This is a genomic window from Thauera terpenica 58Eu, from assembly GCF_000443165.1.
Taxonomy (GTDB): Bacteria; Pseudomonadota; Gammaproteobacteria; order Burkholderiales; family Rhodocyclaceae; genus Thauera; species Thauera terpenica.
Genome location: NZ_ATJV01000073.1, coordinates 1 through 19,526, shown reverse-complemented (window position 1 = coordinate 19,526; position 19,526 = coordinate 1). Strand labels below are relative to the sequence as shown.

At 64.9% G+C, this 19,526-nt stretch carries 15 protein-coding genes; 10 read left to right on the top strand and 5 right to left on the bottom strand.

Annotated features, from left to right (window positions below; all coding sequences use genetic code 11):
* Positions 1-220: 220 nt before the first annotated feature.
* The 5 genes from M622_RS34595 (at position 221) to M622_RS34580 (ending at position 7,348) form a co-directional block, all read left to right on the top strand.
* Complete coding sequence (locus M622_RS34595) at positions 221-1,330, top strand: GGDEF domain-containing protein (RefSeq protein WP_021250284.1); 1,110 nt, start codon at positions 221-223, stop codon at positions 1,328-1,330.
* Positions 1,331-1,476: 146 nt separating this feature from the next.
* Entirely contained in the window at positions 1,477-2,379 is a 903-nt protein-coding gene (locus tag M622_RS34590; protein WP_021250283.1) for a transporter substrate-binding domain-containing protein, read from the top strand.
* 7 nt (positions 2,380-2,386) lie between these two features.
* Complete coding sequence (locus tag M622_RS39440; RefSeq protein ID WP_021250282.1) at positions 2,387-5,512, top strand: EAL domain-containing protein; 3,126 nt, start codon at positions 2,387-2,389, stop codon at positions 5,510-5,512.
* 121 nt (positions 5,513-5,633) lie between these two features.
* Positions 5,634-6,590, top strand: a complete 957-nt coding sequence (locus M622_RS34585) for an ABC transporter ATP-binding protein (protein ID WP_021250281.1) — start codon at positions 5,634-5,636, stop codon at positions 6,588-6,590.
* A complete protein-coding gene (locus tag M622_RS34580) occupies positions 6,587-7,348 on the top strand; it encodes an ABC transporter permease (RefSeq protein ID WP_021250280.1) in 762 nt (253 codons plus the stop codon). Before M622_RS34585 ends, M622_RS34580 begins: the two co-directional genes overlap by 4 nt.
* Positions 7,349-7,411: 63 nt before the next feature.
* Here the strand turns inward: M622_RS34580 and M622_RS34575 are convergent, their stop codons facing one another.
* The 3 genes from M622_RS34575 to alc all read right to left on the bottom strand — a co-directional run bounded on the left by M622_RS34575 (position 7,412) and on the right by alc (position 10,853).
* Complete coding sequence (locus M622_RS34575) at positions 7,412-9,079, bottom strand: methyl-accepting chemotaxis protein (protein ID WP_021250279.1); 1,668 nt, start codon at positions 9,077-9,079, stop codon at positions 7,412-7,414.
* A gap of 97 nt (positions 9,080-9,176) precedes the next feature.
* Positions 9,177-9,686: an ureidoglycolate lyase gene (locus M622_RS34570; protein ID WP_021250278.1), complete on the bottom strand. Its 510-nt coding sequence runs from the start codon at positions 9,684-9,686 to the stop codon at positions 9,177-9,179.
* Between the two features lie 123 nt (positions 9,687-9,809).
* Entirely contained in the window at positions 9,810-10,853 is a 1,044-nt protein-coding gene (alc, locus tag M622_RS34565) for an allantoicase (RefSeq protein ID WP_021250277.1), read from the bottom strand.
* Positions 10,854-11,221: 368 nt separating this feature from the next.
* On the opposite strand from alc, the gene M622_RS34560 reads away from it, so the two are divergent.
* The 5 genes from M622_RS34560 to M622_RS34540 all read left to right on the top strand — a co-directional run bounded on the left by M622_RS34560 (position 11,222) and on the right by M622_RS34540 (position 16,041).
* Positions 11,222-11,983 (top strand): GntR family transcriptional regulator, encoded by a 762-nt coding sequence (locus M622_RS34560; RefSeq protein ID WP_021250275.1) that lies wholly within the window; start codon positions 11,222-11,224, stop codon positions 11,981-11,983.
* Between the two features lie 43 nt (positions 11,984-12,026).
* Positions 12,027-12,758 carry an aspartate/glutamate racemase family protein gene (locus M622_RS34555; protein WP_021250274.1) on the top strand — a complete coding sequence of 244 codons (732 nt, stop codon included), beginning with the start codon at positions 12,027-12,029 and terminating at the stop codon, positions 12,756-12,758.
* Between the two features lie 90 nt (positions 12,759-12,848).
* Positions 12,849-13,781, top strand: a complete 933-nt coding sequence (puuE, locus tag M622_RS34550; RefSeq protein ID WP_021250273.1) for an allantoinase PuuE — start codon at positions 12,849-12,851, stop codon at positions 13,779-13,781.
* Positions 13,782-13,880: 99 nt separating this feature from the next.
* Positions 13,881-15,326 (top strand): NCS1 family nucleobase:cation symporter-1, encoded by a 1,446-nt coding sequence (locus M622_RS34545; RefSeq protein WP_021250272.1) that lies wholly within the window; start codon positions 13,881-13,883, stop codon positions 15,324-15,326.
* Between the two features lie 94 nt (positions 15,327-15,420).
* The gene (locus M622_RS34540) at positions 15,421-16,041 is read left to right on the top strand and encodes a glutathione S-transferase family protein (RefSeq protein ID WP_021250271.1); all 621 of its coding nucleotides are present in this window, start codon (positions 15,421-15,423) and stop codon (positions 16,039-16,041) included.
* Positions 16,042-16,117: 76 nt separating this feature from the next.
* Here M622_RS34540 and M622_RS34535 read toward each other — a convergent pair whose 3' ends face one another.
* Both M622_RS34535 and M622_RS34530 read right to left on the bottom strand, forming a co-directional pair.
* Positions 16,118-17,332, bottom strand: a complete 1,215-nt coding sequence (locus M622_RS34535; RefSeq protein ID WP_021250270.1) for a response regulator — start codon at positions 17,330-17,332, stop codon at positions 16,118-16,120.
* 55 nt (positions 17,333-17,387) lie between these two features.
* Positions 17,388-19,346: an ATP-binding protein gene (locus M622_RS34530; protein WP_084520770.1), complete on the bottom strand. Its 1,959-nt coding sequence runs from the start codon at positions 19,344-19,346 to the stop codon at positions 17,388-17,390.
* Positions 19,347-19,526 lie beyond the last annotated feature (180 nt).

Here is a 19,526-nt window from a genome sequence, read left to right as displayed (position 1 = left end):
TCACCGCCGCCTTGCGGCGGGGGTGACGGCGGGGGTGGGCGGGATGTTCATTGGTTTTGGCGCCAGATTGGCGACCGCCACCCTGGGCTAAGGCGGCGACGGCGCGGCGCACAAGGCCTCGCTCTGCAGCGCATGTGATCTTTGTCGTGGTTGATTGCCCATTTTGGGCTCAGAATTGCGCCATTTCTGGATTGCCAGAATGGCACGGGGGTGTGAGCGCATGGATGAAGTCTTCAAGTGGTCGCCGGCCTTCATGACTGAGTTGCCCGAGGTCGATGCCCAGCATCAAGGCCTGGTGAGACTCATCAATCGGCTGGGTGTTCTTCATACCGGTGGCGAAGAGGTCTCGCAGCGCCAGATCGACGCGGCGCGCGCCGAGCTGCTCGACTATGGTCAAACCCATTTTCGTGACGAAGAGCGCATGTTCATCGCCGCGGGCATTGATCCGCGCCATGCGGACTTCCATCAGGAGGAGCATCAGGGCTTCATTGACGAAGTGCAGGCGCTGATGACGGCCGAGAGTGAGCGCTGCGGGAATTCGGTGCGGCGCGAACTGGACTATCTGGTGAATTGGCTGGCCTACCACATCCTCGGCGTGGACCAGGCCATGGCGCGCCAGCTGCGGCTGATCAAGGGCGGCTTGAGCGGGGAGCAGGCCTTCGAGATCGACATTGAACACCGTCAGCGCATGAGCGCAACCGAGCCCTTGCTCGCCGCCCTCAATCGGCTGATCACGCTGGTGTCGGCGCGCAATCGTGAACTGGCGGAGCTGAACAGGACGCTGGAGCAGCGCGTCAGCGAGCGCACGGCCGAGCTTGCGCGGGTCAACGCGCGTCTGCAGGTTCTGACCTACGAAGATGAGCTGACCGGTTTGCCCAACCGACGCCATGCCGTGTCAGCGCTCGAGGCCTTGTGGCTTGAGGCGAAGCGCGATCGCACGGCACTGTCCGTGTTGATGCTTGATGCTGACCGCTTCAAGGGCGTCAATGACCGCTTCGGTCACGCCACCGGTGATGAGGTGTTGAGGGCGCTCGGGCAGCGCCTGCGCGATGCGGTACGCACCAGCGACATCGTGTGCCGGCTCGGCGGTGACGAGTTCCTCGTCATCTGCCCGCGCAGCGATGCGCAGGGCGCGATGCAGGTCGCGAGCAAGATTCTGGCCTCGCGCCAGCCGCATGTGAACGCAGCGGGCGAGCTGTGCTGGAGCGGTGCGGTGAGTATAGGCGTGGCCGAGGTGCAGACGTCGATGAACAGCGCCGAAGACATGCTCAAGGCCGCGGACAAGGCCTTGTACGAAGCCAAAGGTAAGGGTGGCGATCGCGTGGGTTGATGTTTTTATTAAAGAAGTCACGCGAAAGGTCGAAAATGTCTTATTCGCTTGCTTTGCGTAGGAGTTCACGCTGATGCCAAATGGCTTGAATTAAGCTGCGTTTTCCGTCTTTGCTGATCTTTCCTGCGTCCCTCTGCCGAACTGCCATGCGTCGTCACCTCACTGCCTTTCTGTGTTGCTTGCTATGTGCCCTGTCGGTGCAGGCGGCGGATCTGGCGGAAATTCGCGCCCGCGGCGAGCTGCGCCACCTGGGCGTTCGCTTTGCCAATTTCGTCACCGGAAGCGGTGATGGTTTTGATGTTGAGCTGGTGCGGGGTTTTGCCGAGCATCTGGGCGTGCGCTACACCCTGGTGTATTCCGACTTCTATGTGGTGATGCGCGATCTCCTGGGCAAGGAGGTGGTGCGCGAGAACGGCGTGGTGCGCCTCGAAGGCGACTACCCGGTCAAGGGCGACATGATTGCCGCCGGCTTTACCGTGCTGCCGTGGCGTGAGCAGGTGCTGCTGTTTTCGGCCCCGACCTTTCCGTCACAGGTCTTGTTGGTGGCGCGCACCGATTCCGATCTGTCGCCGATCAAGGCCCGCGCCGCGCCGGGGGCTGACGCACTTGCCGATGTGCGCGCCGACATCGAGGCCACCAAGGCCTTGATCGCCAATCGCAGCCTGCTGGTCATGGAGGGCACCAGTCTTGATCCGAGCAACTATGGTTTGAGCGGCAAGGGCCTGGATCTGCGTGCCTACACCCGCAGCAGCAATCCCAACGAGATGGTGCCGGCCCTGCTCGAGCATGGCGTTGAGCTCACGCTGCTTGATGTGGCGGACGTGATCCTGGACTTGCGCAAGTGGGCGGGCCGGATCAAGGTCCTTGGCCCGGTCTCGGAGCAACAGCTGCTCGCCGCAGCATTTTCACCGGATTCGCCGCAGCTGCGTGCCGCCTTTGACGACTACCTGCGTGAGCTCAAGCGTGACGGCCGCTACGACGCGCTCGTCGACCATTACTACCCCGGCATCCGGCGCTACTTCCCCGCGTTCTTCGCAGGCTACGGCTGAGTTGGCGATGAGGCCAGACACCTACAGCGCACGCGCTCCTGACCGGACGCACTGGCCGTGGCTTGTGGTCGCGCTCATCACCATCTACACGTCCGTGCTGCTGTCCAGCCTGTTCTCGTCCGAAGCCTTGCTGCGCGATGCGATCGACCGCCGTCTGCTCGCTGATGGCACGCACAGCGCAGCGCAGGTGGTGGATTTTCTGGCAGAGCGCCAGCGTGACGTGATGGCGAGCGCCGAGTCGAGGGCGATCAACGATTACCTCGTCAATCGCGCCCTGGGCATGTCCGAGCGCTATGGACTGAACCTTAGCCTGGATGACATCGACCGGCACCTGGCGAGCGAGATCCAGAACACACGCCTGCGCTCGCGTCAGGTGTTCAGCGCCATGGCTTTCTTCGACGAGCGCGGGCAGCAGGTGGCGGCGGCGGGCGAGCTTGATGCCGCCGTGGTCGCGGGTGGCGAGCAGTCCGCAGCCGGTTTTGAAATCATCGCTGATCGCCAGCTCTTCCGTGTGCGTGCGCCGGTGATCTTTCGCGGTGAGTTTCGCGGCAGCGTGGTGGCGGTGGGCTCCCTGGAGTGCGTGGCAGCGGCGCTGATCGATGATGCGCTGGCCGCCGGCGGGCACTACCTGAAACTGCTCGTCGGCGCCGACGGCCGGCTCGTGTCCGGAGTGGTGACCGATGTGGGATCCGGGCAAGGCGTCGAGCTTGATCCGGCGTTTGTAAAAGGACTGGTCACACTGCCCGAGGGCAGGATCATGCCTGCCGCTGCGCCGGGCAGTGCAGCGCTGATGGATGCGCCTCTCCTTGCGCTGCGCTCGCCGGTAGGCGCCACCTCGCTGTCGGTGCTCATCCTGGGGACGGAGGCGGAAGTCCACGGGCAGGTCGCGTCCCCGCTCTTCCTGCTTGGGCTGGCGGTCTTTCCTCTGGCGCTGGCGCTGGGGGTGTTTGCCTTTGTCCGCCTCAGTCGCCATGCCGAACACCTGCAGGGCGACAAGGAGGCGCTGGCGGCCGAGGTCGGCCGGCGTGAGCTGGCCGAGGCCAGCCTGAAGCAGAAGGCTGATGCCCTGCTGCGCTCGAACGCCGAGCTCGAGCAGCTGGCGATGGTGTTTACCCATGCCCGCGAAGGGGTGTCGATCACCGATGCCAGTGGCAGCATTCTGAGAGTCAATGATGCTTTTTGTCGCCTGTCCGGCTATTCGCGTGAGGAGCTGATCGGGCAGAATCCGCGCATCCTGAGTTCGGGCCGGCAGTCGGCGGAGTTCTATGCGCAGATGTGGACGGCGCTGCTCGTCCAGGGGCATTGGTCGGGTGAGATATGGAACCGGCGCAAGGACGGCGAGCTGTTCGTCGAGCAGCTGACCATCAGCGCCGTATGTGACAGCGCGGGGCAGGCGCTGCGTTATGTCGGCTTGTTTACCGACATAACCGCGCAGAAAGCCCATCAGCGCCAGCTCGAGCAGATGGCTCACTACGATGCCTTGACTGAGCTGCCCAACCGCAGTCTGCTGGCCGACCGCCTGCAGCAAGGCATGGCGCAGGCGCTGCGGCGCGAAGCGCGGCTGGCGGTGGTGGCGCTCGATCTGGACGGCTTCAAGAGCATCAACGACCGCTACGGCCATGATGCCGGAGACCGCCTGCTGGTGGCGGTGTCCGGGCGCATGAATGACGTGCTGCGTGAGGGTGACACCCTGGCACGCATAGGCGGCGATGAGTTCGTGGCAGTGATGGTGGACCTGCCCGAGATCGGGTCCTGCCTGCCGCTGCTCGAGCGCCTGCTCGAGGCGGCGGCAGAGGAGGTGGCGATAGACGACTACAGGATGCAGGTGTCGGCAAGCCTGGGGGTGACTTTCTATCCTCAGGACGAAGTCATAGACGCCGACCAGTTGCTGCGCCAGGCCGACCAGGCCATGTACGAGGCCAAGTTGCTGGGCAAGGACCGCTACCATCTCTTCGATGCAGCTCAGGATCGCGTCGTGCGTGGACGCCACGAGAGCCTGGAGCGCATTCGCAAGGCGCTGGAGCAGGACGAGTTCGTCCTCCACTACCAACCCAAGGTCAACATGCGCAGCGGGCGCATGGTGGGGGTGGAGGCGCTGATTCGCTGGCAGCACCCTGAGCTTGGGCTGCTGGCCCCGATCGAGTTCCTGCCTCTGGTCGAGAATCATCCCTTCGCGGTGGAACTCGGCGACTGGGTGATCGACACCGCGCTGGCGCAGATCGCGTATTGGCGAGCCTGTGGCCTGGAGCTGGCGGTCAGTGTCAACGTCGGTGCACGCCAGCTGCAGCAGAAAGACTTCGTTGCACGCCTGCGCGCCAGACTCGCGGCCCGCCCGGAGGTGCCGTCCGGGCTGCTCGAGCTCGAAGTGCTGGAGACCAGTGCGCTGGAAGACATCGACCAGGTGTCGCGCGTGATCAAGGATTGCCTGGAGCTGGGCGTGCGCTTTGCGCTCGACGACTTCGGCACTGGCTATTCCTCACTTACCTACCTGAAGCGCCTGCCGGCACAGACGCTGAAGATAGACCGCAGCTTCGTGCGTGACATGCTGCACGACAGGGATGACCTGGCCATCCTGAAGGGGGTGCTGGGGCTGGCCGCCGCCTTCCGCCGCCAGCCGCTGGCTGAAGGGGTGGAGACCGCAGCCCATGGCGAGCTGCTGCTTGACCTGGGCTGTGAGCTTGCACAGGGCTATCACATCGCACACCCGATGCCCGCCGTGGCCATCATCCCTTGGGTGACCACGTGGATGCCGGGGCCGACCTGGCTCGATCGCCCGCGCAAGAGCCCCGAGGACCTGCCGATCCTGGTCGCCATGGTGCAGCATCGCGCCTGGGTGGCGCAGCTGGAGGCGATCGTGCTTGCTGAGGACGAGGGTGCGCTGGACACCTCGTTGAACTGCTCCTTCGGTGCGTGGCTGAGGCGGGAAGGGCAGGCCAACCTTGTGCTACGGCAGGCGTTTGATGTGATCGTCACGCGCCATGACGAAATGCATGCCCTGGCGGAGGCCATTCTTGGCTGGCAGAAGGAGGGCCGGCAAGCTGAAGCGCTCGCTGCGCTGCCCAGGTTCAGGGCACTGGAAGCAAGCTTGGTCGACGCGTTCGAGCAGTTCTCGCGCGCCCGGCGTCCGCACTAAGCTCCGCACGCCCAGGCTGGCGCTGTGGGTTGTGCGGTCCTGAGCTGGTGTCGGTCCGGGGCGTGCTGCTCATTGCCTGGTGGGCGCTGGTGCGTGGCCCTGATCTGCTATCTTTCCAGCCATGCAGACCATCATTTCCATTTCAGAGCTCTCCAAGACCTACGCCGGCGGCTTCGCCGCCTTGAAGCAGGTCAGCCTCGATATCCGGCGTGGCGAGATCTTCGCCTTGCTCGGACCCAATGGCGCAGGCAAGACGACGCTGATCAGCATCGTGTGTGGCCTGGTCACGCCCAGCACCGGACGGGTGACGGTCGATGGCCACGACATCATTGACGACTATCGTGCGGCGCGCGCGATGATCGGCCTGGTGCCGCAGGAGCTGACCACCGACGCCTTCGAGTCGGTATGGAACACGGTGAGCTTCAGCCGCGGCTTGTTCGGCAAGCCGGCACGCCCGGGGTATATCGAACAGCTGCTCAAGGACCTGTCGCTGTGGGACAAGAAGGACGCCAAGCTGATGATGTTGTCCGGCGGCATGAAGCGCCGGGTATTGATCGCCAAGGCCTTGTCGCACGAGCCGCGCATCCTGTTCCTCGATGAACCCACGGCCGGGGTGGACGTCGAGCTGCGCCGCGACATGTGGCAGCTGGTGCGCCGTCTGCGCGACACCGGTGTCACCGTGATCCTGACCACGCACTACATCGAAGAGGCCGAAGAGATGGCCGACCGCGTGGGCGTGATCAGCAAGGGCGCGCTCATCCTGGTCGAGGAAAAAGCCGCCTTGATGCAAAAGCTCGGCGGCAAGCAATTGACGCTGCAACTGCAGACCGCGCTGCAGGCCATACCGCCAGCGCTGGCGCGCTACGGGCTGAGGCTGGCGAAGGGCGGTGCGGAGCTCATCTACGCCTACGACGGCGAGGGCGAAGAAACCGCCATCGTGGATCTGTTGCAGGAGCTGAGCGCGGTGGGCATCGGCTTTTCCGACCTGCACACCACCCAGCGTTCGCTCGAGGACATCTTCGTCAGTCTGGTGGCCGAGCCCGCATCCGCGCCCCAGCGCATGGGAGAGGTATCATGAACTGGCACGCGGTACGCGCGATCTATCTGTTTGAAATGGCCCGCACCCGTCGCACCCTGCTGCAAAGCGTGCTGGCGCCGGTGATCTCCACCACCTTGTACTTCGTCGTGTTCGGTTCGGCCATTGGCGGCTACATTCCCGAGGTCGAAGGCGTGAGCTATGGCGCTTTCATCGTGCCCGGCCTGATCATGCTCAGCCTGCTCACGCAGAGCGTGTCCAACGCCTCGTTCGCGATCTTCTTTCCCAAGTTCACGCGTTCGATCTACGAGCTGCTGTCAGCGCCGGTGTCGCACTTCGAGATCGTGCTGAGCTACGTCGGCGCGGCGGCGACCAAGTCGGTGCTGCTCAGCCTCATCATCCTCGCCACCGCCAGCGTGTTCGTGCCCTTTCGCATCGAGCACCCGCTGTGGATGCTGTTCTTTCTCGTCCTCACCGCGCTCACCTTCAGCATGCTCGGCTTCATCCTCGGCATCTGGGCGGACAACTTCGAGAAGCTGCAGCTGGTGCCGCTGCTCATCATCACGCCGCTGACCTTCCTCGGCGGCAGCTTCTACTCCATCGACATGCTGCCGCCGGCGTGGCAGACGGTGAGCCTGCTCAACCCGGTGGTGTACCTGGTGAGCGCCTTTCGCTGGAGCTTTTATGGCAGCGCCGATGTGGCGGTGGGCGTGAGCCTGGCGATGGCGCTGCTGTTCCTGGCGGTGTTCGTCGCCATCGTGATGTGGATGTTCAGGACCGGGTATCGGCTCAAACCCTGAGCCCCGGTGTGCCCCGCAGCGCGCCGGCCCCATGATTGATGTCCAGGGTCGGAGCGCGGCTGATCATGAGCGAGCCTGTGGCTCGCCCTCAGTGTGGCGGAAGCGCTTCACCAGGCTGCCGAGCTCACGGGCGACCAGATCCAGGTCGTGGGCCGATTCTGCGGTTTGCTGGGTGGAGGCACTGGTTTCCTCGACCATCTGGGCGATGGTTTCCACTTGCTGGGCGATCGCTGTGCTGGCGGCGCTCTGTTCCTGGGTGGCAAGTGCCACCTCGCGGATACGTTCCAGCGTGGCAACTGCGCCTGCGCGGATCTCGCGCAAGGACTGCTCGGCCTGACGCGCGAGCGCGACGCCGTGCTCGATCTGCGGTAGCGATTTGTCCATGGTGTCGACGGCTGCAGCGGTGTCGGACTGGATCGCGCCGGTCATGCCGGTGATCTCCTCGGTGGCGGACGAGGTGCGTTCGGCGAGCTTGCGCACCTCATCGGCCACCACCGCGAAGCCCCGACCCTGCTCGCCCGCACGTGCGGCCTCGATTGCGGCGTTGAGCGCGAGCAGGTTGGTCTGGGCCGCGATCTCCTTGATCACATCGGTGATCTTCGAGATATCGGTGGCGCGGGATTCGAGCGAACGGATCATCTGTGCCGCCGACGTGGCCTGCTCTGCGATCAGGGTCATCTCCCTGGTGGCCTCGGCGACCTGCGCTTCGCCGCTCGTTGCCAGCGTTGCTGCGGCTGATGAATACTGCTCCGTGTCGCGGGCGAGATCGGAAACATGGGTGATGGAGACCGTGAGCTCTTCTATCGCCGCGGCCATCGTCGAGGTCGAGTTGGCCTGATGATGGGAGGCTTCGGCGACCTGCCCGGAGGCCACCGAGATCGACTCCGCGGTCTGGCGTACGGTGTCGGATTTGGTGGAGATGTCGCCCACCATCTGCCGGATCGACTGCAGCATGCGGGTGAGATCGTGGAGCATGCTGCCGGGCGGCGCGGTCGGGATGTTCACGGTGAGGTCGCCTGCTGCAGCGCGGTCCATCAGTCTCATGGCCTGCGTCGGCTCACCGCCGATCTGACGCAGCACCGAACGGGCGATCATGATGCTGAGGGCGATGATCAGCAGCATGATTGCGATGTTGATTGACAGGTCGGTGAGAAGTCGGCCCCAGAATTCATGGCCGACGTCATCCACGTACACGCCGGTGCCGATCACCCACTTCCAGGGGGCAAAACTTGCCACGTACTGCAGCTTGTCGACGGGCTCGGTGCTGCCGGGGCGGGGGAAGGAAGTGTCCACGAAGCCGGCGCCGCTGGAGTTGGCTACGGCTTGAATGTCCTTGAGGGTGTAGCGCCCCTTGCCGTCGCGCACCTCATTGGATACGTCACGGCCCACCCACTGCGGGCGGAATGGATGCATCACCGTGGCGCCTGAGCTGTCCTGGATGTACAGGTACTCCGACTTGCCCTCGCTGCCGCCGTAGCGCATGTCCTGAATTGCGACAAGGGCGCGTGCCCTCGCTTCCTTGTCGCTCAGCTCTCCGGCCGCGGCGCGCGCCTGTTGCGCCGCTGCGACCTGCACGGCGATTTCGACCGCCGACCGGATCTGGAGCTTGCGCGCCTCCATGAGATCCTGTCTCAGGTTCGCCGCATTGAGGGCGACGCCGGCCGCCAGCCCGAAGAAGGTGGTGACGATCAGCAGGATGATCTTCGTTCTGAAGCTAAGACTGTCGAGCATCGTTGGTCCCGGATCATTGTTGTTACGCTGATCCGGTAACGGCCCGCACAGGCCCAACTTTAGGCGCTCGAACTTCAGGCGCTCGGGGAAAGGGAACTCACGCGGCGGCAATGATGCCGGGGATGTCGAGCTCCACCTCGTCGCAGTTGGGTCCGGGGCCGCGGCGGTCGATGACGATGAAGTCGCACACCGCGTCGAGCGCGAGCAGGGGGTGGTGCCACACGCCGGCGGCGTAATTGACTCCCTGGTCGCCGCGGGCGAGAAAGACCTTCAGCTCCCCGGCCCGCGGCGCGGCGCCAGCGGGCGCGACCACGACCAGATAGGGCTTGCCCGACATCGGGATGAAGGCCTGCGAGGCGAGCGGGTGGCGCTCCATCATGTTCACGGTGAAGGGCAGGCTGCGTGCCTGGCCGCGAAAGATGGAGACGATGACGCGTCCATCGGGGCCGGGCTCGATGTCGGCCAGATCGTGGTAGCGCTCGGTATTGCCGGCGTTGATGGTGAAATGCTCGACTGCGTCGCTGGCCTCGATGACATCACCAAAGGCGGCGAAGGCGGCGCGGCTGAGAGGCTGCACCTCGAGCGTAATGGCGGGGTGGGAGGACATGCGAGGGTCTCCGTCGTTGAGGTCAGGGTTCGGGCCGCTGGCGCGGGGCAGCAAGGCCGATGCGGAGCAAGCGAGGGCAGACCACGCTGCACGCGGCAAGCGCGGTCTGTCTCGCGTCTGAGCTTACTTCGACTCGGCCTTGCCCCACAGCCGCAGGCGCGATACGCCACCGTCGGGGAAGATGTTGAAGCGCACATGGGTGATCGGGCCGAGCTTCACCACTTCGTCGCTGAAGGTGTGGATGGCGTCCATCTCCAGCGTCTGCAGGGGCAGCAGGGTCTGCCAGAACATCGACTGGGTGGTGATCGAGCCGTCGGTGCCACCGTTTACATACGCGGCCTGCAGCGAGCAGCCATCGGGGAAGTTGCCCTTGAAGTGGGCGGTGTCGACCTCGATTTTTTCCACCGTGCCGGGCACGCCCAGCGCGATCACGCACCAGTCGTTGCCGGGCTCGCGGCGGCGGCGCGTTTCCCAGCCATCGCCCATGTTCAAGCCGCGCCCCGGCAGCAGCAGGGCAGAGCCCGAGGAGCCGAAGCTGGCATCGTTCCAGGAGATGGCGCGGCCGCCGTTTTCCATCGCGATCAGGTCGACGGTCGCACCCGCGAGCGCGCTCGGCCTGGCCACCGGGCGGCCATACACGCGCAGGCGGGCGATGCCGCCGTCGGGGTACATGTTCACCCGCAGGTGGGTCCAGGCTTCGCTGCTGGCGCATTCGACGATGTGGTGGCTGTTGGGGCCGCAGGGCGTGGCGGGCAGGATCTCGCTCCAGACTGCGGCCTGCAAGGCGTCGACCGCGTCGGAATCGGACACGCAGGCCTCGATCGAGACCGCCGGCGGGTAGTTGCCGGTGAAGTGGCTGGTGTCGATGTCGAAGCCACGGATCACGCCCTTGACGCCGAGCTTGATCAGCGCCCAGTCATGACCGGCGACACGCTTGCGGCGCGACTCCCAGCCGTCCATCCACTTGCCATTGGTGTCGAACTTGCCGGGCACGAACTGCGCCGGTTCGGGGTTGAGCATGCGCGCCACTTCGGCAAAGAAGTCATCCGAGGTGGCGAGCGCCTGCGCACCCAGGCGCGGGTTGGCGAGGTCGATCGAACGCAGCGCCCAATCGGGCAGCTGGGCGGGGGCGGCAAAAACGGGGGCGCCGGGAGTGTGACTGGCCATGGGAGTGCTCCTTCAGGGTGGCTGGTGATCTGAAAATTGTATTCGATAATTAAAAAAATTGTACACATCACAGCGGTGCCGAATCGATGCTCGCCTCGCGCACTTCGTTTTAGCCTGAGGTGGCTCATTCCGCCAGGGACACCGCTCAGATCGATGTCGACCGTGCCGGCATCCTTCCCGCACCGGTGCAAGGCGTAGGCGAGGGGGCTCGGCTGGCGGTGCTGAGGGCGGACGAAGGGGGGCAGGTCTTGGAGGAAGATAAGCTGCGCAAATGAGCACAAAAACTTCTTGGTATGTATACAAAAACAGACTTATATTGCGGCCAGACGCTACGCACGATGTCGTGCGCAGCATGTGAAGGAGTCTCCATGGCCCGCAAACGTTCGTCTATTGATCTCGGGGCGCTGCCTGCCGATGAGGGCATGGCCGGCAGCGGCAGCAGCCGCGATGAGGCGATCTACCGCAATCTATATGCGGCGATCGTCGAAAATCACCTCGAGCCCGGCACCAAGCTGCCCGAAGACACCCTGGGCGAGGCCTTTGGCGTCAGCCGCACCAGTATCCGCAAGGTGTTGCAGCGCCTGGCCTATGAGCGCCTGGTGGATGTTCGCCTGAATCGTGGGGCGACGGTGGCGCAGCCCACGGTCAAGGATGCGCGCGACATCTTCGTGGCACGGCGCATCGTGGAGTGCGGCGTGATGCCGCAAGTGGTGGCCAGGATGACGCCGCATGGGCTCGAGGCGCTGCGTGACATGGTGCGCCGCGAACATGAGGCCGAGGCGCGTGGTGATCGGCGCGAGGCGATCTACCTGTCCGGGGCCTTCCACGTCGAGCTCGCACGCGTTGCCGAAAACGAGGCCATCACCGACTTTCTCGCGAGCCTGGTTTCGCGCTCGTCGCTGGTGATCGCGACCTACGGTGCGCCACTGGCCGGTAGCTGCCGTCACTCGGAACACGACGACGTGCTCGAACTCATCGCCAGCGCCGACGTGGATGGCGCGCGGGAGTGGATGGAGCGCCACCTCACCGATGTCGAGCGTAGCGTGGTGCTGGTCGAGGAGCAGCCCTCGGCCCCGGACTTGCGCACCATCCTCAACGAGGTCGCCCGCCGTCACCGCAGCGCACGCTGAGCACACGGTATCGGTCGCTTGCGCACCCGCCACGGAAAACACCATGCACATCCGCTTGATCAACCCCAACACCACCGCCGCCATGACCGCGAAGATCGGTGCCGCCGCTGAGCGCGTGGCGGCGGCGGGCACGCGCATCTCGGCGACCAATCCTGAAGCCGGCCCGGTGTCGATCGAGAGCCACTTCGACGAGGCGATCAGTGCCGTCGGCGTGCTCGATGAGATCCGCCGCGGCGATGCACAGGGGGTCGATGCTCATGTCATCGCCTGCTTTGGCGACCCCGGTCTGCTCGCCGCGCGTGAGCTCAGTGCTGCGCCGGTGATCGGCATCGCCGAAGCCGCCTTTCATTTCGCCGCCCTGATCAGCACGCGCTTCTCGGTGGTCACCACCTTGGGGCGTACGGCCATCATCGCCGAGCAGCTGCTGCACAACTACGGCTTCGCCCAGCACTGTCGCAAGGTGCGCGCGGCCGAGATCCCGGTGCTCGAGCTCGAGCACGACAGCGCCTGTGCACTCGAGCGCATCATCGCCGAATGCCGCCGTGCCAAGGCGGAGGACGGCATCGGCGCGATCGTGCTCGGCTGCGCCGGCATGGCCGAGCACAGCGCGGAGATCGGCGCGGCGGTAGGCTTGCCGATCGTCGACGGCGTGAGCGCGGCGGTCAAGCTCGCCGAGTCGCTCGTCGCGCTGGGTCTGCGTACCAGCAAGCATGGCGATCTCGCCTTTCCACCGCCCAAGCCCTTCAGGGGCCGCTTTGACTACCTCGGGTGCTGATCGGCCCGCGTTCCAGTACCCACACCTGTACCTCGTACCTGCAACTTGCACGGCGTGGTCCCCGATGACCCCCTCGCCCGGAATGACATGATGACCTCCAACAAGGCTTACCCCCGCGACCTCATCGGCTACGGCAAGAACCCGCCGCATGCCAACTGGCCGGGTCGTGCCCGCATCGCGGTGCAGTTCGTCCTCAACTACGAGGAAGGCGGCGAAAACTGCGTGCTGCACGGCGACCCCGGCAGCGAACAGTTCCTGTCCGAGCTGTTCAATGCCGCCAGCTACCCCGAGCGCCACCTGAGCATGGAAGGCATCTACGAGTACGGCTCGCGCGTGGGCGTGTGGCGCTTCCTGCGCGAGTTCGAGCGTCGTGGCCTGCCGCTGACCGTGTTCGGGGTGTCGATGGCGCTCGAGCGCCACCCCGAACTCACCGCCGCCTTCAAGGAGCTTGGCCACGAGATCGCCTGCCATGGCTGGCGCTGGATCCACTACCAGCACACGCCCGAAGAGCTCGAGCGCGAGCACATGAAGATCGGCATGGAGATCATCGAACGTCTCACCGGCGAGCGCGCGCTGGGCTGGTACACCGGCCGCGACTCGCCCAACACGCGGCGTCTGGTCGCCGACTACGGCGGTTTTCTGTACGACTCCGACTACTACGGCGATGACCTGCCGTTCTGGACCGAAGTGCAGAAGAGCAACGGTGACCGCGTGCCGCACCTGGTCGTGCCCTACACCCTGGACACCAACGACATGCGCTTTGCCCTGCCGCAGGGCTTCTCGCATGGCGACGAGTTCTTCGAATACCTGCGCGACGCCTTCGACGTCATGTACGCCGAAGGCGAGGAACGCCCGGCGATGATGAGTATCGGCATGCACTGCCGCCTGCTCGGTCGCCCCGGGCGCTTCAAGGCCTTGCAGCGCTTCCTCGATCACATCGAGAAGCACGACCGTGTGTGGGTCTGCCGTCGCGTCGACGTCGCCCGCCACTGGATCGAGCACCACTCCTTCCAGGCGCAGTAAGCACGGCGCAGCCCACAGGACTCGTCCGCCCCTTTTCAACAACAAGCAATGCCTGCTCGGCAGCAGCAAGCCTCCCCGCGCGGGAGCATGGAGACAGTGATGGAAAAGATCGACCTGAAGATCCGCAATATGGATCCCAGCCTGTACAACGCCGACCTCGCGCCACTACCGATGGAGCAGCGCAAGTGGGGGTGGTTCGAGATATTCAACGTCTGGTCCAACGACATCCAGAGCCTGTTCGGCTACACCCTGGCGGCCACGCTGTTCATCTCCTACGGGCTCAACGGCTGGACGGTGTTTGCCGGCATCATCCTGGCGGGCATCATCGTCAATGTGCTGGTCAATCTCACCGGCAAACCGGGGGTCAAATACGGCATCCCTTACCCGGTGATCGCACGCGCGTCCATGGGTGTGCGCGGGGCCAACTTCCCGGCCCTGATCCGCGCCATCGTCGCGATCTTCTGGTACGGCGTGCAGACCTATTTCGCGTCCACCGCGATCGCCTTGCTGATCAATGCGCTGCTCGAGAGCCCGGGTGGCGGCACCTTCCTCGGCATGAACGCGGTCGACTGGGCGTCGTACGCGATCGTGTGCGTGTTTCAGCTCGGGCTTTTCCTGCGCGGCTTCGACTGGATCACCAATTTCCTCAACTGGGCCGGTCCGCTCGTCTATCTGGTCATGATCGCGCTGCTGGGGGTGATCTGGTACAAGGCCGGCAGTGGGCTGGTGAACGAGCTCGGCACCATCTTCGACGGTCGCGGCGAGCATCCGGGCGGCCCGATTGCGGCCTTTGCCGCGGTGGTCGGAACGATGGTGGCCTACTTTGCCGCGGTGGTGATCAATTACGGCGACTTCTCGCGCTTCGTCAAGAACGAGTCGCAGATGAAGTGGGGCAACTTCCTCGGCCTGCCGGTGAGCCTGGCCTTCTTTTCCTTCCTGGCGCTGTTCATCACCGCCGGCGCTTCCGTGCTGTTCGGTGAGCTGATAACCAATCCGGCGGAGATCGTGGCCAAGGTGGACAACCTCGCGCTCACCATCATCGCTGCGCTCACCTTCTTCGCCGCGACGGTGGGCATCAACCTGGTGGCCAACTTCATCCCGGCTGCGTTCGGCCTCGCCAACCTCGCCCCGGCGAAGATCAGCGCGCGCACCGGCGGCATCATCACCGCAGTGATCGCGTTTTTCATCGGCGGCCTGTGGATCGCCCTGATCAGCCATATCGGCATCGCCGGTTTTGTCGACACCCTGGGTGCGGTGCTGGCGCCGCTGTATGGCATCGTCGTTGCAGACTATTATCTGGTGCGCAAGCAAAAGCTCAACGTGCAGGACTTGTTCTCGGCCAAACCCGGCTCCACCTATTATTTCGACAAGGGCTGGAACACGCGCGCACTGGTGGCGTTCACGGTGGCATCGGTGTTCTCCGTGGCCTCGGTGTGGACGCCGGCGCTGTCGGCGTGGGCGGGTTTCTCGTGGATGTTTGGCGCACTTCTGGGTGCAGTGCTGCACATGATGCTGATGCGGCGCAAGGTCGGCGCGGCGATCTGAAATCACCCAGGCGCTGCGCTTGCACAGGCCTGGCCGTAACAGGGTGGGCCAGGCCATGCGCAGGCCCGAGATCGATGACTGACTGGAGACAAGCATGAAGCTCTACATATCGCCGCGCGCACCCAATCCGCGCCGGGTGCAGATGTTCATCGCCGAGAAGGGCATCGCCGGCATTGCCGAGGTGGTGGTGGAGATCGGCAAGGACGAGCACCGCAGCTCGGACTTTCGCGCCAAGAGCCCGCTCGCCAAGGTGCCGGTGCTGGAGCTCGATGATGGCCGCATGCTGGGCGAGACGCGCGCCATCTGCAGCTATCTCGAAGGCCTGTACCCCGAACCCAACCTCATGGGCGAGACCTTCGAGGAGCGCGCCTTCATCGAAATGACCGACCGGCGCATGGAGTTTTACCTCTTCGGCAGCATCGCCAACTGCATCCGCCATACTCACCCCGGGCTGGCGCCGCTGGAGCAGCCCCAGTTCGCGGACTTCGGCCGCTCGCAGGGCGAGAAGGTGCGCGAGGTGGCGCGCTGGCTGGATGAGGAGCTCTCACGCCTGCCTTTCGTGGCGGGCGAACGCTTCACCATCGCCGACATCACCGCGTTCTGTGCGATCGAGTTCGCGCGCGGGCTGATGAAGTTCAGGCCCGGCCACGAAGGCCTGGCCAACCTGCAGAACTGGCGCGACCGCATCGCCGAGCGGGCCAGCGCCAGGGTGTGAGGGGCAAGGACGACGCGGTTCTGGTTGTGGTCGCGGCGCGCTTGTCGCGCCGTCCGCTCCTTGCGTGCAGTGCGCGCTAGCGCGCGAGGTGGCGCGCTAGCTTTTGCAGCAGCACTTCGCGATCGAAAGGCTTGACCAGAAAATCGATCGCGCCGGCGCTCAGGCTGGCCTGCAGCACCTGGCGCCCGCTGTGGCCGGTGATCATGACGATCGGGATTGCCGCCATGCTGGGGCTGGCCTTCAGGCGGCGGGTGATTTGAAGGCCGTTGAGGTCGGGTAGGTCGATGTCCATCAGGATCAGGTCGGGCTGCTGGCGTCCGAGCAGCGCGAGCGCTTCGCCACCGGAGTGGGCCGAGGCCGAACGGTAACCCGCCTTTTCGAGCAGGCGCTCGAGCAAGGTGCACTGGAAGCTGTCATCCTCGACGATCAGAATCAGCGGTGCAACCCGATCAGCCAGCTCTCCCAGTCGGCGGGCGGCATCGAGCTGCGGCTTCACGTCCTGTTTCAGGCTATTGATCCACTCGCCGAGCGGCACGACCTTTTCCTTTGCCTCATTGACCCGTAGCTGAACCTCGCGGATCACGCCCTCGCGCTGAGGGATGCTCAGCGCGGGCTGAGGCGTTGCGCCAGAGGGGACGCCGTCCAGGTCGAGCTCGAAGCTGTCCGGCAGCGCGCCAGCGCGGGAGGCGGCCGCGGCGCTACGGCTGGCGTCCGCCGATGAAGCCGATCTGACTGCGATGGTCGCCATCCCCTCGGCCTCCTGAAGGGTCTGCGCAAGGGTCTGGGCGCGTTGTTGGCCGACTGCAATCTGCTCGTCCAGCACGTTTCCCAGTTGGCTGACCGAGCGTGCGTGCGCAGCGACCTCGCGTGCTGGGGGAGCCTCGCGCTGGACCTGCAGCGCGCGCCCGGCGAGGAGGATGGACATGGGCAGCCGCGGCGTGTCGAAGACCAGCGGCCAATACATGACGTAATCGTCGAAGTAGCCTTTGCTGCACAGCTCGAAGGCGCGGTGCACGTTGTCCTTGTCGCACAGCACGATGTTGCGGTGGGGAACGGTGTGCACGATCTCGCTGTGGCGATAGAGGCCGAGCGAGTAGCGCTCCGCGCGTTCCAGGCTGGGCAAGGCCAGCACCACCACATTCGGCTTGACGCGCTCGAAGTCGGCAACAAAGTGGGTCTCGACGGTGGAGGTCTCGACCTGATCGAAATGGTCTCTCAGCAGCCGTGCAATCTGCGCGGCTTCGGCCGCTACATCGGTCACGATGAGGATCTTCAGGGTTTCGTGTTTCATACCGTCAGCCTCGCTCGAAAAGACAGTGCATCACCATGCCCTGCAGGCGGCTGCATCATGAGCCGGAGCAGGTGCGTGCAGGGTCCATCGCTTGTAGTGCGGCGTCCAGTGCCGCATCGAAATCGTCCATGAGCTGATGGATGAGCTCGCCATCGCCGCCGCCATCGCGGCCGGCCTGCTCAAGTGTGGCGCAGATCTCGCCCAATTGCATGGCGCCGACCGCGCGTGAGGACGACTTCAGGCGATGGGCGAGCTCGCCCACCTGTCGCCAGTTGGCGCTAGCCTGTGCCTTTGACAGCGATTGTGCAGTGTCGCGCGCGGAGATCCGGTAGGCGGCGAGGAGCTCCTCGACCAGCGTTGCGTCGCCGCCGGTCAGGCTGGGCAGAACCTGTGCATCGAACAGGGCATGCCCGGTTTGAGTGGGGACGGCCGCGGTGCTCGCCTTGATGGCTGCGGGCGCTTGCAGATCGTCCGCCTGCAGCCAGCGCATGAGCGTCTGGCGCAACACATCGAGCTGGATCGGCTTGGTGATGAAGTCGTCCATGCCCACATCGATGCAGCGCTGGTCCTCGCCGCGCAGGGCATTGGCGGTCACGGCGATGATCGGCATCCTCCGCCCGCTCGGCTCCTCGCTGCGGATGCGCGCGGTGAGCTCATAGCCGTCCATTTCAGGCATGTGCAGGTCGGTCAGGAGCAGGGCGTAACGGCCCTTGCGCCAGCGTTCGAGCGCTTCCTGGCCGTTCTCGGCCATGTCGCACTCGAAGCCCAGCAGCGCGAGCTGGCGTTCGATGACCAGGCGATTGACGTCGTTGTCTTCGGCGAGGAGGATCGGGCTGTGGGGCGCTGCGGCGCCGTGCGCCTGTGACGGCGCCGGGCGGGAGGAGGGATGCCGGGGCAGGGTGGTGTCAGCTGCCGCGCTGGCAGGGGCCGCGGCATCTTGCCGTGCAAGCGTGGCGTTGATGGTCGTCAGTGGCAGGGTGACGATGAAGCGCGTGCCACGCCCGGGCAGGCTGCTTACCTCGATCCGGCCCTTGAGCATGCCAACCAGCCGGGCAGAGATCGGGAGCCCCAGTCCGGTGCCGCCGAAGCGACGGGTGGTGGAGAACTCGGCCTGGGCGAAGGGCTGGAAGATCTTGTCGAGCACCTCGGGCGCCATGCCGATGCCGTTGTCCGTGACCATGAATCGAATCAGCCCCGCGCCGGCGTTTTCGGCGCGGATCTCGACGCGGCCGGGGCGCTCCATGGCGGTGGAGAACTTCACCGCGTTGCTGACCAGGTTGACCAGGATCTGGTGCAGGCGCAGCGCATCCGAGCTGACGGCTGCGGGCACGTCGTCCTCGATGCAGGTGGTCAGCTTCACGGCCTTGCGTTCTGCAAGCGGGCGCATGATGTCGGCGATGTGGGCGATCAGCTTGTGAATCGACACCGGGGCGAGCTCGAGTTCGACCTTGCCCGATTCGATCTTCGAGAAATCGAGGATGTCATTGATCAGGCTCAGCAGGGTCGTGGCCGACTCCCGCATGATCGTGACCAGGTGCGTCTGATCGGCCGATAGCGGCGAGTGCGCGAGCACGTCGAGCAGGCCGATCACGCCGTTCATGGGGGTGCGGATTTCGTGGCTCATGGTGGTGAGAAAGTCGCCCTTGGCACGGCTGGCGACGTTGGCGGCATCGAGCGCATGCTGAAGTTCAAGCGTCCGGCTGGCCACCAGAGCTTCGAGGTGGTCGCGGTGGCGCAGCAACTCCTCTTCCATGCGCCGCTCTTCGGTGATGTCCTGCTTGACCGCGACGTAGTGCGTGGTTTCACCGTGCTCGTCATGGATAGGTGTGACGGTCGCACGTTCGAGATATTCGCTGCCATCCTTGCGCCGGTTGTAGAACTCGCCGGCCCAGGGCTTGCCCTGTGCCAGCGTCTTCCACAGGCGACGGTAGGTCTCCGGCGGCGTGCGCCCGGACTGCAGCAGCCGCGGATTCTGTCCCACAACCTCTGCACGCGCGTAGCCGGTGTTGTCGATGAAGGCCTCCCGAGTTCGACAGTTACGCGCGCAAGTCCTTGTTTTTGCTAGATCACACTTTCAAAAATGCCACTACAACAGCGCCAACTGCTCCGGCGCCGCTGGTTTTTCTATTCCTAAGGCATGAAGCACCTCGTTCTGTTCCGTGCTGATCGTCGACACCCCCGCCACCGGTTCGCC